The 13,913-nt window shown below is 37.9% G+C and carries 12 protein-coding genes and 1 pseudogene; 9 read left to right on the top strand and 4 right to left on the bottom strand.

All coding sequences use genetic code 11. The features are described from left to right. The first annotated feature begins 44 nt into the window (after positions 1 to 44). On the top strand, positions 45 to 521 hold the full coding sequence (locus AAZO_RS03605) for a PPC domain-containing protein (RefSeq protein ID WP_013190211.1): 477 nt from the start codon (positions 45 to 47) through the stop codon (positions 519 to 521). Positions 522 to 574: 53 nt separating this feature from the next. Here the strand turns inward: AAZO_RS03605 and AAZO_RS03600 are convergent, their stop codons facing one another. Continuing rightward, complete coding sequence (locus tag AAZO_RS03600; protein WP_013190210.1) at positions 575 to 1,192, bottom strand: TetR/AcrR family transcriptional regulator; 618 nt, start codon at positions 1,190 to 1,192, stop codon at positions 575 to 577. Between the two features lie 361 nt (positions 1,193 to 1,553). Between AAZO_RS03600 and AAZO_RS03595 the strand changes: the two genes are divergently transcribed. After that, the gene (locus AAZO_RS03595; RefSeq protein ID WP_144031378.1) at positions 1,554 to 3,044 is read left to right on the top strand and encodes a M16 family metallopeptidase; all 1,491 of its coding nucleotides are present in this window, start codon (positions 1,554 to 1,556) and stop codon (positions 3,042 to 3,044) included. A 194-nt stretch (positions 3,045 to 3,238) separates the two neighbouring features. Beyond that, entirely contained in the window at positions 3,239 to 4,759 is a 1,521-nt protein-coding gene (locus AAZO_RS03590) for a M16 family metallopeptidase (RefSeq protein WP_013190208.1), read from the top strand. Between the two features lie 398 nt (positions 4,760 to 5,157). Here AAZO_RS03590 and AAZO_RS03585 read toward each other — a convergent pair. Next, positions 5,158 to 6,413: pseudogene (locus AAZO_RS03585) on the bottom strand (IS701 family transposase). A 230-nt stretch (positions 6,414 to 6,643) separates the two neighbouring features. Here AAZO_RS03585 and AAZO_RS03580 point away from each other — a divergent pair. The 6 genes from AAZO_RS03580 (at position 6,644) to AAZO_RS03555 (ending at position 10,757) form a co-directional block, all read left to right on the top strand. Continuing rightward, on the top strand, positions 6,644 to 6,892 hold the full coding sequence (locus AAZO_RS03580) for a hypothetical protein (protein ID WP_013190207.1): 249 nt from the start codon (positions 6,644 to 6,646) through the stop codon (positions 6,890 to 6,892). Between the two features lie 444 nt (positions 6,893 to 7,336). Further along, a complete protein-coding gene (locus AAZO_RS03575; RefSeq protein WP_013190206.1) occupies positions 7,337 to 7,570 on the top strand; it encodes a hypothetical protein in 234 nt (77 codons plus the stop codon). 163 nt (positions 7,571 to 7,733) lie between these two features. Next, positions 7,734 to 7,949: a hypothetical protein gene (locus tag AAZO_RS03570; RefSeq protein ID WP_013190205.1), complete on the top strand. Its 216-nt coding sequence runs from the start codon at positions 7,734 to 7,736 to the stop codon at positions 7,947 to 7,949. 85 nt (positions 7,950 to 8,034) lie between these two features. Continuing rightward, positions 8,035 to 9,192, top strand: coding sequence for a phosphotransferase (locus tag AAZO_RS03565; RefSeq protein WP_013190204.1), 1,158 nt, complete (start codon positions 8,035 to 8,037; stop codon positions 9,190 to 9,192). 40 nt (positions 9,193 to 9,232) lie between these two features. After that, positions 9,233 to 10,330, top strand: coding sequence for a T3SS effector HopA1 family protein (locus tag AAZO_RS03560; protein ID WP_013190203.1), 1,098 nt, complete (start codon positions 9,233 to 9,235; stop codon positions 10,328 to 10,330). Between the two features lie 124 nt (positions 10,331 to 10,454). Continuing rightward, complete coding sequence (locus AAZO_RS03555) at positions 10,455 to 10,757, top strand: HetP family heterocyst commitment protein (RefSeq protein ID WP_013190202.1); 303 nt, start codon at positions 10,455 to 10,457, stop codon at positions 10,755 to 10,757. Between the two features lie 682 nt (positions 10,758 to 11,439). On the opposite strand, the gene AAZO_RS03550 is transcribed toward AAZO_RS03555, so the two are convergent. Further along, on the bottom strand, positions 11,440 to 12,225 hold the full coding sequence (locus AAZO_RS03550) for a peptidylprolyl isomerase (RefSeq protein WP_013190201.1): 786 nt from the start codon (positions 12,223 to 12,225) through the stop codon (positions 11,440 to 11,442). A gap of 154 nt (positions 12,226 to 12,379) precedes the next feature. Beyond that, positions 12,380 to 13,906, bottom strand: coding sequence for a beta-barrel domain-containing protein (locus AAZO_RS03545; RefSeq protein WP_013190200.1), 1,527 nt, complete (start codon positions 13,904 to 13,906; stop codon positions 12,380 to 12,382). Positions 13,907 to 13,913 lie beyond the last annotated feature (7 nt).

Below are 13,913 nucleotides of genomic sequence, written 5' to 3'. Positions count from 1 at the left end.
ATTAGGAAGATTACCCTGTATTTGAGGGAAAACTGTATCAAATTATGAATAAAGCTTTTGTTGCGGCTTTGGGAAAAATTATTATCTTTCCTGTCACGTTGCTGACGATGGGGATATCTATCAATACAGTCTTTGCTCAAAAAAATACTATTATTAACAGCAGTAACTTATATAAGCCACTTCCTATTAATGGAAGTACGGAAATTAAAGATACATTATCAGACCAAGATATTCCCACAGGTCAAGGAGGATTCGCCCGTGATTATACCATGAAATTAACCAAAGGTGATAATTTAGCTATTGATTTGTCTTCTGATAACTTTGACAGCATTATTACTCTGTTATCACCCAATGGTTCAACAGTGGCAGAAAATGACGATGGGCCCGATGGTACAAGTAATTCTCTGTTGTTTACCCGCATCACCCAAACAGCAACTTACATTATTCGCGTGCGGTCTTTCGGAGAAACTGGGTTAGGCAAATTTCAACTCAAAGTGACAAAATTGCAGCCAGTGAAATAATTCAAAATTCAAACCTCTTACCCCATACCCAGTGCCCCATGCCCTATTCACTTTTAAGATTCTTTTGCCAATACACCATTGAGAAAGATATCAGCCAGTCCTTCAGCCATTAGCTGCATTTCTTGAGGTGATGCATTAGGTTCAATGAGGGTGTTGTCAGAAAAGCCGGCAACAGCGAACATTCCCAAAAATACCTTGGCGACTAGGTTAGCATCCATTTGGCGATAGATCCCTTTATCCATAGCGGTTTGGAAGAATGCTTCAGCTACATCAGTCATTTTTGTGATCACTTCTGTTTGAATGCGATCGCGCAAATCTGGGTGAAATTGTACCTCCATGAAGCACACGCGCATCATATCGGCATTTTTTCTTAAATTCCACATCCGACGGCGCATAACCTGGGCTACAGCCTTATAACTGCCCATTTCGCTTAACTCTGTCAGTAAATCTGTGAGAATATCAACCCAGCCATTTGTGGCCACTTCGACTAGAATAGCTTTTTTATTAGTGAAATGACGAAATAGAGTACCCTCAGCCACACCCGCTGCTTGCGCCAAGTCGCGGGTAGTAGTACCATCAAATCCCTGAGATGCAAATAACCGCTGTGCAGCCTGAAGAATGCGGGTGCGCGTCTGTGCTTCTGATGGTGGGGGAGAATTAAAAACTCGCATAATAGTAGTTATTGCTATATCTCTGGAACACGAACTGTAGCAATATTGTCTAACGTGAAGTCCGAAAAGCACAGAAAGCTTAATACAAGATTAACGCTTTGTCTGCTCAATAACCCAAATTTAAGGGTGTAAAGGTGTAAGGGTATAGGGTGTAGGGTGTAGGGGACAAACTTAATTCTTACTTATCCCTCCTGCCTTGTTAAAAACTGTCAATTTCCTTTAATCTCTGTTTATGAATTATTCAATTTTGGATTCCTGGAAGAGTAAAACTAACAAGTCTCAATTTAGATACTCTCAATTATTCCACAAATTTCCTTTCTCTCCAGTTTTGCATCGTTTGTTAATAACTGCTTTGGCGGTAATGATATTTTGTTTGGGTGTAACACCACAAGCTGCAATCGCACTGGAACCTACCCAAAGTTTAATTCAACCATATTTAGATCAAGTAGTTAAGCAATTAACAGAATTTCGCCTTGATAATGGCTTGAAGTTCATTGTTTTGGAAAGACACCAAGTGCCAGTGGTTTCTTTTTTGACTTATGCTGATGTGGGTGGGATAGATGAATCAGATGGTAAAACAGGTGTAGCTCACTTTTTAGAACATTTGGCTTTTAAAGGGACAAAACGTATTGGGACAATAGATTACAAAGCCGAAAAACCGCTACTAGAAAGTTTAGAACAGTTAGATACCCAAATTAGAACTGCTAAATCCCAAGGTAAAAATGATGATTTAGCAAAGTTAGAAACTGAGTTTAAATCATTAGAATCTCAAGCACTGAAACTAGTCAAACAGAACGAAATCGGGCAAATTGTTGAGCAAGCGGGGGGTGTAGGTTTAAATGCGAATACTTCCACCGAAGCTACACGTTATTTCTACAGTTTTCCGGCTAATAAGTTGGAACTGTGGATGTCTCTGGAGTCAGAAAGATTTTTAGATCCTGTATTTCGGGAGTTTTATAAAGAAAAAGATGTGATTTTGGAAGAAAGACGGATGCGGGTAGAAAACTCTCCCGTTGGTTTGATGGTTGAGAAATTTATTGATACTGCTTTCAAAGTTCATCCCTACAGACGACCAGTGATTGGTTATGACGAAGATATTCGCAATTTGTCACCGAAAGATGTGAAGCAGTTTTTTGACAGTTATTATGTTCCTAACAATCTAGTGATCGCTATTGTCGGTGATGTTAAGCCTAATGAGGTGAAAAAATTAGCACAAGTTTACTTTGGACGTTATCCGGCTAAACTTAAAGCCCAAGCAAAAATCACCCCCGAACCTAAGCAAACTGAACCCAGAGAATTTACCTTAAAGTTACCTACTCAACCTTGGTATTTCCAAGGTTATCACCGTCCAGGTATCACCCACCCCGATAATGCAGTTTACGACATTATTGGTAGTTTATTGAGTGATGGGCGCACTTCACGATTGTATAAGTCTTTGGTGGAAAAGCAGAGTTTAGCCCTTGCGGCTCACGGTGTAAGTGGGTTTCCTGGTGATAAATATCCCAATTTGATCTTATTTTATGCTCTCACATCTCCAGGTCATACAGTTGATGATTTGGCAATCGCACTGGGAAAAGAAATCGAAAAGTTGAAAACTGAGCCTGTCTCCACAACTGAGTTACAGCGAGTGAAAACTCAAGCGCGGGCTGGTTTGTTACGTAGTCTTGATTCCAATATGGGTATGGCGCAGCAGTTATTGGAATATGAAGTGAAAACCGGCTCTTGGCGGAATTTATTTAAGCAGTTAGAGAATATTGCAGCAGTGACACCTGCTGATATTCAGCGTGTAGCACAGGTGACTTTTACCCGGGAAAATTGCACTGTTGGTAAGTTGTTGTCGAAGGAAGGATAGGAACAGCCGTGAATTCAAAATGCTTCTATCAGAAGAGCTACGGTAATAAAATAGTCTTTCCAGCAGGATGCAGCGACAAAATTCAAAATGAATACGGTGTTAGCCTTCCAGAGATTTGGAATAGTTGGTTTATTTACGCCGTAGTGTACTAGGTACTGGAAACGAAGAAATAAAGAGAAGAGAAAAATATAGATATGTTGAATTTTCTGGTGAAGGGTAGGAAATTGAAGTTTTCACTAAAGTTTTCCAAGAGTTGGCGGTTTATTTCGGCTTTCGTTGTTGCCTGTTTGTTAACGTTTAATTTTCCTTGGGCGGCGACAGCAACAGCAAAGCATTACACAGATTTACAATTTACTCCTTTGTCGGAGGTAAAGTTACCCAAGTATGAACGTTTTGTACTGGATAACGGTTTAGTTGTTTATTTAATGGAAGACCATGAGTTACCTTTGGTAAGTGGGACTACACTTGTGAGAACGGGAAGCCGTTGGGAAGCAGGTGATAAAAGCGGGTTAGCTGAGATTGTTGGTTCCGTAATGCGGACTGGTGGAACTCTCAAACATTCAGCTGATGAGTTAAATGAGATTTTGGAACAACGGGCTGCGGCGGTAGAAATTAGTATTGGTGAAGCTGTTGGTAGTGCTAGTTTTGACAGCTTGAGTGAAGATTTAGAAACTGTATTTGGGCTGTTTGCTGAGGTGTTACGAGAACCAGCATTTGCTCAAGAAAAGTTAGATTTGGAGAAAACACAGACTAAGGGTAGTATTGCTCGCCGCAATGATGATCCTAGTAGTATAGCCAATCGGGAGTTTAAAAAATTAATTTATGGTCAAGATAGCCCATACTCTCGCACAGTAGAATATGCGACCTTGGAGAAAATCACCCGTGAAGATTTGCTGAGATTTTACCAGCAATATTTTTATCCCAATAAAATGATTTTAGGGATTGTGGGAGATTTTAACGCCAAAAAAATGCGATCACTCATTCAAGCCAAATTTGGCGACTGGAAACCAAATCCTAAAATCTCCAAAACTCTATTACCAGAGGTTTCACAAGCTAATTTAGGCGGTGTGTTTTTTGTCAATCAACCCCAACTCACCCAAAGTAACATTCTCATTGGTCATTTAGGTGGTAGTTTCAATAATCCCGATTATCCAGCCTTGGATGTGATGAATGGGGTATTAAATGGATTTGGTGGACGCTTATTTAATGAAGTGCGATCGCGTCAAGGTTTAGCATACTCTGTATATGGCTCGTGGAGTCCCCGTCATGATTATCCAGGTATGTTCATCGCCGGCGGACAAACCCGTTCTGATGCCACAGTTCAGTTTATCAAATCCTTGGAAGCAGAAATCAAGCGGATGCAAAATGAAAAAGTGACAACACAAGAACTGAATTATGCTAAAGATTCTACCCTCAATTCTTTTGTATTCAATTTTCAAGACCCCAGCCAAACCTTATCTCGGTTAATGCGCTACGAATATTATGGTTATCCCGCTGATTTTCTGTTTCACTATCAAAAAGCTGTCACCGCAACCACAACAGCAGATATACAAAGAGTAGCTAAAAAATACCTCAAACCAGAAAATCTCGTAACTTTAGTAGTAGGTAATCAAACCGCTATTCAACCACCATTAACACAGTTAGCTGCTAAAGTGACGCCAGTAGATGTAACTATTCCCGGTTCTCAAACCCAAGCACAGAACTCTAGCAAGTAATAGGTGATAGGTGATACAGCAGATAGTAGATCAATGAGGTACAGGATTGAAATTGAAACCTAGACAGCAAGAGAGTTTTACTCCTGACACCTGACACCTACTGTAGGTGATAGGCTTCACCGTGAGTGTCAGCAGCTTCCCTCAAAAGCGGGGGTATTAGAGAGAGGGCAATACAGTTCAGGTAAGCCTCTTTCTCTCCCCCTGTTTCCCCTGCCAGCATAAACAGATAATTTTCATCCTTCACTAAACCATATTTAAGGGGGATTAATAAGTCCCTAAAACCACACCAACGACTTTTAGAACAACCTCTCAGAGATTTTGATTCCCGACTTCTTGAAGAAATGGAGAATATTATTTTTCTATAGCATTTGAGAGCGGGACGTAAACAAAAACCAAGCCTAAATGTAGCCCAAACTGGCTTGATAAGAAGGAAACACGTCCGGATTCAAGTTGAACCAATCAATAAATAGAAAAGATATGGCTGTTCTCAACGCTTCTAAGGCTGCAGTAAAAGTATTCAAAGGTTTCTTAGCCCACCTTGGTCTTAGTCCTCCAGTCCACTGATGGCAAAGAATAAAAGTGTAGGCACAGAAAACCAAGATAAAATGGCGCAGTCAACTGCTGTTATCTCCAACTTGATATTCGTTGAGTCCTAACCATCCCTTGGCTTCCCTGTAAAAAACTTATACCCAATTTCTTTGAGAATATGTATCAACTATCTACTGGGGTGTGATAACTGATGAAGAAACATTGGTCATAAAGTAGTCAATATCGGTGGCTTGAGAGAAAGTAGAAGCATTGATGACGATAGCAATATTACCCTTTCCACTTAAGGCTGATATTTCTACTTCTTTAGTTACTACCCATAATGTTTTGGGTTTATCTAACTGCAGTTCAATTTCTGTAAAAGCCTGTTGGGGTAAACTTTGTGCTAATTCATCTAACCGAATTATTTGTGGACTATCCTCTTGGTCACTGCCAAGGACTTTGGGATTTTTAGCTAATCCTCTTCAATACTTTCAATGGCGATTTTCTATCCTTAATAAGGAAGACCTATTGTGGCCATATCCAGGATCTATAATTACTATTCCTGGTTGATAAGCACGGCTCAAGGTCAGATCTATTGGTTTAATTCCTAACTCAGGTTTATTCTCAAATCGAGGGTCTTATTTCCCTTTGGGTAAAGAATCACCGTGGTGATATAATTCTATATGTAATGGTAAGCTTTTACTGCCATATAGATGTGTTGTTACTACTACTATTGCATTATCCCCTTTCCCAATTTCTCCAATATATTTTCTTCCTACTCCATCCCTAAAATTCCCGCTTTTTCTATGGACAGAATCATCAATTATTAAGCTAAATCCTCTGGTGATTCTCCTCTGACTACACTTGTTCATAATCTCTAACCGACGGTCATTGACTTGGGAACTGGACCAAGGTACTTCAGTTAAAAGGTGGTGTAATCGGTGGTAGGTCACCCCTAGGGTATTCTCTGCCATTTGAAATAGGTTTTTCTCTCACTTTCACCCAATCATCCCCCTAAATAATGTCTAAACTCTCTTCTTTCCCCTTTATGAGTAAAGACATCATCAAACCTTTAACACCATCTTTCAAACCATGGTGCCATTGCTGGGGCAGTGGTTTTTTTCATCAGCCTCTTTTAACGTGAAAGCTACACGGAAACCGCACCATACTCCTTTTTACTCTTAACTTTTGTTTAATTGCCGTTAGACACAACTCCTTAAATTGTGTCTGGGAAAACACGCTAAAAGTATTGACTTCTACAGACATAAGTTCAGAATATAAAAGAAGGATTTTAAAATCGTGACTTGATTATATCCAGATCAATATTTGAGCAATATTTAAGGAGGTGATTCAAAAATGGGTATACAAATTTATGACCTATACTCTACTCATGAAGTACAAATGATTGATAAACTAACGTCTTCAGAAATGAAAAATATCAATGGCGGTATCATGAACAGAAGAAGGAGAGACAGGAACCCAACTACAACAGATAGAAGCAACCTTTCCGCACTAGTGGCAGACATAAAGACTAATGTCGGTAACTGGAGATTGGAACTCAACAAAACAATTGATAACTTGAGAGAAGAAAGATTAGATTTTTGATAGACTGAAAATATTCAGATTCCCGATTTATTAAATAAGTCGGGTATTTCTTATATGGTCAGGAATTAACAGAAATTATACCATTATGGACTTTAGAAATGTTCCTATATAAACTTTTCATCTTTCCATTTATCGCCATCTTTTTCTAACTTTGTATTACATCATGACTCCTATCTATATCAATACTTGTTGCTGCCTGGGGGGAATGGGTAAGAAACAACTTTTACCTTTTACCCACCAAACCTGATTAGTATTTCAATGTGAGTTTTATATAATTGCCATTTCAAAAGACATAAAATCGTGATTAATGTCTAATCAACATAGCTTTAACCATTGAAATTATGGATTCTTCTCCATAAGAATAGAAGCATCAGTTAAGAAAATAATAACTTAACTGCCCACATGAATTCAACTAACTGAAAACAAGTCTCTTAGGAGGAAATTATGGCAAGTATTAAACTCTCTCAACTGCAAGCAACTGGTTCTGAATTGTTCCAAGATTCCGAAAGCTTTCTCAATGAAATGAGCGATGTCAGTTCCATCTATGGTGGTGGTTATGACAACGATGTAAGCGATATTTCCACATTGGAGAAATTGGCTGAAGCCTTCGTTAATGTATATGGTATTGGTCATATCGCTTACTTAGCTAAGTCCTACAGCTACAGTAACGGCTACTAATAGTCTTTTAGTTTAGGACTGAGCTAAACGGCTCTCTTGGGAATGAAGGTAAAAGTAATTTATGTGAATAACATAAGTTAATAAATTTACCAATCAACCAGGAGAGCCTGTTAAAAATATCTAACTCTGGGCAAATCACTTAAACAAATTAAATAAAAAATAAATGACAAGAATTATCATTGCTGATCTCCATCTTATTGATTCAGAGGTGTTTATCAATGAAATCACAAGTACAGATGAGCAATCTGTATTTGGTGGTCGATATGAATATCGTCCGCAAATTTTAGAAGTTGGGGTTAAAGCTCTTGAATTTATAGTTATGCTCGCAGCTATTGATGCTATTTCGTTCCTCACTACTTCATTCATAAGAACTGATTAATAGTCCAATTATTTGTGGTGCTTATTACAGTATTGATATAAAGTAGAAAGCGAATTATAAATCATTTCATCAGTCTTTTAATAATATGCCATTTCTCTTGAGTTCTCAAAATGTTTTTAACTATCTAATTTCCCAAGGACTGTGTAATCTAGAAGAACAGTCATTGAGCCAAATTGAGTTAAAAGCTGCCAAAAACTTTAATTTATTAGTCAGCTTACCAGATGGTAGTCAATTTTTAGTCAAACAAGAGCGTCTGAACCGAGAAGGTAAAACTCGTGGTGAGTTTATTAATGAATGGCAAGTACATAATTTTTTTCGAACATTCCTAGAAATTAGTCATTTACGCTCATGTTTATCAGAAGTAATTCATTTTGATGCTGAAAATTCCATCATTGTTTTCAATTATCTTAATGACTATCGTGACCTAGCAGAATTTTATGGACTAGAGAATATCTTTCCTACTAATATTCCTCGGTCAATTGGAGCGAATTTAGCATCAATTCATCGTTTAACTATCAACCGTCAAGATTATCGGGCGTTTTTCCAAACCTCTGATAATATAATAAATCACACAACTTCTACCCTATCTAGGGGATTAGATAGAATTACACCAGAAGTTTTTGGTTCAGTTCCTGCGGATGGTTTAAAATTCTTTGCACTTTATCAACGTTACGATAATTTAGATCAGGCGATCACAGATTTGAGTAATGCGGTCAATCCTTGTTGTTTAACTCACAATGACCTCAAACTCAACAATATTCTTCTCTCGTTAAATTGGCACACAGCCATTCATCCAGAATCACGCCTTATTGACTGGGAAAAAGGCGCTTGGGGAGACCCCGCTAGTGATTTAGGTGCAATTATTGCTAGTTATCTGCAAATCTGGCTATATAGCATGGTAACTAGTAAAACAACACCGATTGAAGAGTCTTTACGTTTAGCTGCAATTCCCTTACAACTGCTACAACCGTCCCTCTCATCCTTGGTAATTGAATATTTAACCAACTTCCCGGAAATTTTAGAACTTCGTTCTAATTTCCTGCAACTAGTTCTCCAATTCTCTGGTTTTTGTCTAATTCGTGCTATTCAAGCCAAATTGCAATATGAGAGGACTTTTGGTAATTCTGGTATCTGCATTCTCCAAGTGGCCAAGAGTTTATTGTGTCGTCCTCAAGCATCTATGACCACAATTTTTGGGATGGAAGCATCAGACTTGACCCCCACATCCTTATCTCATGTTTGATTTTGGATTTTGGACTAATTTTTCCCCACACCCTACAGCCATGCAACTATTAGATTCACTCCATACACAACTGTCCGAATTGCCGGAACAATTGCAAATATCACTGCAAGATATTGCGACTCAGATTGAAATTGCATCTCACCACTGTATTAAACATCCAAAGCACAAAACCATAGCGTTGCCAGAGTCGGTCATACCTCGCTTTGAGCAGTTACCATTAGAGATGCAGCAACAGCATTTAAAACTACAACTGCGTAATTTCATATACAGTGTTTATTATAACGTTGCCTCAAAGCCTATTATCAGTGCTGATGAGAAGGAAAGCAATAGGAAAATTAAGCAAAATCTTGAAAATAAGAACTTATTCGGCATAGATTTAGAATTTTACGATCGCTTACATACCAGGAACAAAAGTGAAGGCTACTGGAGTCATAACTGGCAGGTGGTCAGGGAAGAAACGGATGGCACTTTAGCAGTGCATAAGAATGGGTTAACACTGCATGTTGATCCAAATTTGCATCTGTTACCAACAGTTACCTCTTGGGTTGTTGGTAAGTTTGTATCTATCAAAATGCCAAAGAATTTGGTACAAAACGGGTTTTATATGGCTGTAGCTAATGCAGGCTCCCAAAATGGTCATAATATTACGCGAATATACTTTAATTTAACACCAGAAGGGGCAGCCGCCGTAATGGAAAGTTTAACAGTCCAACTAAATAATATTCCCATTTCTTTTTCCTTCAAAGCACTATATAATCCTCCCGATTATGGACGTTATGACTCAGCCGTGCTTTACTTTAACAAAGACCAATATGAGATAGTTCACCCAGCATTAGAAAGAATCTATGCAGATAATCAATCCTATTTTGATGAACCAGTGCCTTTGTTTACTAAGCAATTAGCACCGGGGTTAGCGTGTGCAGAAGAACCAAACCAAAAATTTGGTGATAAAGAAAGTTTTGGTACAAATCGTTGTCAAATTATCGCTAATGCTTTAGTTACTGCTTGGCAGCAAGGTGAACATAGTCCAGATAAAAGAATGGCATCTATTTTTAAGCAGTTTGCATCACACAAGATTCAGTTACAACGTCCTTATCTTAATGCTAACTCTGAGGATATTTACACTCCCTTGTCTTAATAGCATTAAGAATTGATCATCATGTCTAATGCTTGAATATGTCTAATGCTTGAATGCAGATGATTTTTGTGGGAGCTAGTATAGTTGATAAATTAGGTTAACTTCACATACAGGAGGTAATAGAATGATTAAAGGAAATTACGAACAAAATAAACAGTTCAATAAGATACTTCAGCAGTCACAATTTCGAGAAATTATCAAAGCTATCATCCTTGGTAAATATTCCTGGGCTTGTATTCTATTTCTCCATTTTTCTGGATGCGATCCTCTAGACTATATACCTCATGAAACTTACAGTAAGTTAATCCGAGAAAACTATATCTTTGCTGAAGATAATCATGATTCAATTCATGAAAACAAATTAAGACTACCTGGTATAAAATTAAGCTGGATTAATTTAAATAATGAGAACCACAGCTCAAATTAAAGTTGGGTGATTGGAGATGTCTATTGGGAACTGTGCAAATTTTAATTTCAACCAATTCCTATAAGCAATCATTCTTTGATAGAAAAATCCACCGAATTTATCTGGGAAATTATAAACAAAAACATCCCCGTTTCTCTAAGAAGTCGGGGATATGAAATTTGTTAGATTAAAGTATATTAAATATAGGATTCCCCTTTGATTTTTGAAAAAACTCAGTATAATTTTATTCCTTCTTTCCTGTTCCCTGAATCTACGAGTAGTTATGGCTTACACCACGCAACCTATCAGGAATCAAACCGGATTCCTATAAGTAGGTGGGTGTTAAAAATTATCGTTATGACAAGGTAAGAGGTGAACCAGCGTGGTCTTGGGGAGCCACTCAGGTGGAGGGGTTTCCTGGCATAAAGCAAGTAGTGTGGTTTCCCCCATGTAGGCGCTTCGCCTTCCCCCCAGGGTCCGACTGGAGAACCGGAAGGGCAAGAGGCACTCATGCAATAGGGAAGAGGTTTTGGTCAATTTTACTTTTCATTACATACTACTCTTCGACAAGCCGCTGCGCGTCTATGGTTCTTTTGTCCCTTCCTACTTATATACCAATTTGAACAATGACTGTGAAAAATGGTATTGCTCTAAACCTGATACAGTCAGGGATTCCCAATCCGAAATTATATTAGCAATTATATTAGCTGGCTTCACTCAACTTCTCTGAAGAAGATGGGGGATTTTGATGTTCTATGAGTTTGGCGACAATTTCTAATGTATTAACTTGTTGTTTTAACCAATTTGTAAATAACTCTCCCATAATTTTTAAGCGCATCTGTTCGTTTAACTGGGGTTTAATAATTTCTTCAACCATAATAATATGCGCTCCTTTAGGTGTAATTATGGGTTTGAGAATTTGCGGTGGATTAGCTGCAAAAATTGCCGATGCTATTTCTGGTCTAAAATCGTTACGTTTCCGAATACCTTGATATCCTCCAGCACGACGAATTTCTGCATTGTCAATATATTGACGAGCAATTTCTTGGAAACTTATTTCTCCTTCTTGCAGAGAATAAAATATTTCTAAAGCTAAATCTTCATCATCTAATATTACTTCATAAGTTACTGCTCCAGTATAATCGAGTTGATGAGCATAAAAAAATGGTTCAACTTTATCTGCAAATAAATGATTAGCTAACTTGGCTGATAGTAGATTGAGCTGGGCAATTTCTTCAAAATTATCCAAAGAGAGATAATGTTTTTCTAACCAAGCCCAAGTGTCTTCTGCTTTAATCAGTTTATTGGCTAATCTAAGACTATCTGCTGCCTGTTGTAGTTCTTGGATTTCGATTTGAATACCCTCTTGAACAGCAGTATCAACAATAGTCCTCCTGGTGGCGACCGCTTCTAATAAATTAGGGATTTGGCAAGTTATTCTTACATGATCAACAATATCTTCATGGGAAACAATTATAACTTTTGACATAATCTAATCCCTCAATTTCTAGGTATTTATAATCTTAAATTCTCGCTTTATCTTGAGAATTAATTTTAATTAACCGATGTAATGAAAATCTAAATGCTCATATTCCCAACTTCTCTCATAAATTGGGAATCCTGTTATTCAGGATCTCTCATCTCTAAAGTTCTAGACCATTCTTTTGTAGTTTTTTGAAAGGATCTAAGATAAAGTCAATAACTCGACGCTGACGGACAATTACTTCAGCAGTTGCTGTCTGACCTGGCGTGAGAGGAATGCGTTTATTACCCGTTTGAATATAAGGTTGATCCAATGCAATTTCTAACTGATATGTTTCCTGACGGGTCGGGCTATTTTCCTGAATTTTAGAATCAGGTGAAATCGAAGTTACGTACCCTTGCATCACACCATATTCTTGGAAAGGATAAGCATCAAATTTAATTTTGACTGGCATTCCCTCCTTCACAAAACCACTTTGCCGGCTAGGCATTTCTGCTTTTAAAATTAAAGCCGCACCTTTGGGCGCAATTTGCGCTATCATTTGTCCTGGTTGCACCACAGACCCCGGCTTTTTAATGGGTAATTCAAAGATTGTCCCATCAATAGGCGAGCGCACTACTCGTTGCTGTAACTGCAACTGTAATGATGTAATCTGACTCTTAGTTTGAGAAATTTCTGATTTCAAAGAAGTAATTTGTGTTTGCAGATCTTTATATTGTTCCTGACTTTTTAGTAACGTGAGCTTACCTGCTTGGACTACACTTCCATAGCTATTTTCCTCCTCTTGTAAACGGAATTTTGCCTGTTCAATATCTGACTGAGCTTGACTCATAATTGAATTATATCGACTTAATTCTTCCTGTAGATGCAACTCAGATTGTTGGATATTAGCTTTAGCTTCTTCCTGCAAGCGTTCGCTATCTTCTGCTGTTTTCTCTACTTCTACAACTCTGGTTTCAGGAATTGCACCTTCCTGTAACAGTAGACGATAGCGTTTAACTTCTAATAAGTCTCTACTCAAACGACGTTTGGCTAACCGATGAGAAATTTGAGTAGAATTTATGTTCTGTTCTACTTTATCAATTTGAGCAAGTTTTTCCAGTTTTTGCAAATGATATGCACTTTGTTTCGCATCCAAGTTTTGCCGTGCTTGATTAAGTTGAGCCAGTTTTTCCAAAGTTTGAGACTGATTTTGTCGTTCTTGAATATTAATCACCAATAATACCTGATTTTTGAGTAATTCTAATTGTCCCTGACGATTTACTAAACCTTCTAACTTAGCTTGACTTTGCTGAATTTCAGTCCGCAGAACTTCAGATTCAATTTCTACTAAAACCTGTCCAGCTTTAACATTTGTACCTTCTTTCACATTGACAGCAATAACACTACCAGTAACTACACTATCTAATTTTTGGGTGGATCCTTTAGGTTCTATTCTTCCACTAGCATTTCCAGTTTCATCAACTTTAGTAAACATTACCCAAGGTAAAGCTACTACTGTAAAACTAATCAGTAAATACAGCATTGAGCGTGTCCAAGCTTTGGGTAAGGCATCTAATAATTCTTCTGTACCATAAAACCAGTCGTTAGTTTTACCTGCTGTTTGTGTCTCATGTAGACTGGATGAAGATTTGACCTGTCCTGAGATGAAAAGAGTAGATGATGAATTGTAAGTTGACTGTGGCATAACCAAA

The sequence above is a fragment of the 'Nostoc azollae' 0708 genome (genome assembly GCF_000196515.1).
Lineage (GTDB): Bacteria > Cyanobacteriota > Cyanobacteriia > Cyanobacteriales > Nostocaceae > Trichormus_B > Trichormus_B azollae.
Note: the sequence above shows the minus strand (reverse complement) of the source record. Positions and strands in the feature narration are given on the sequence as shown.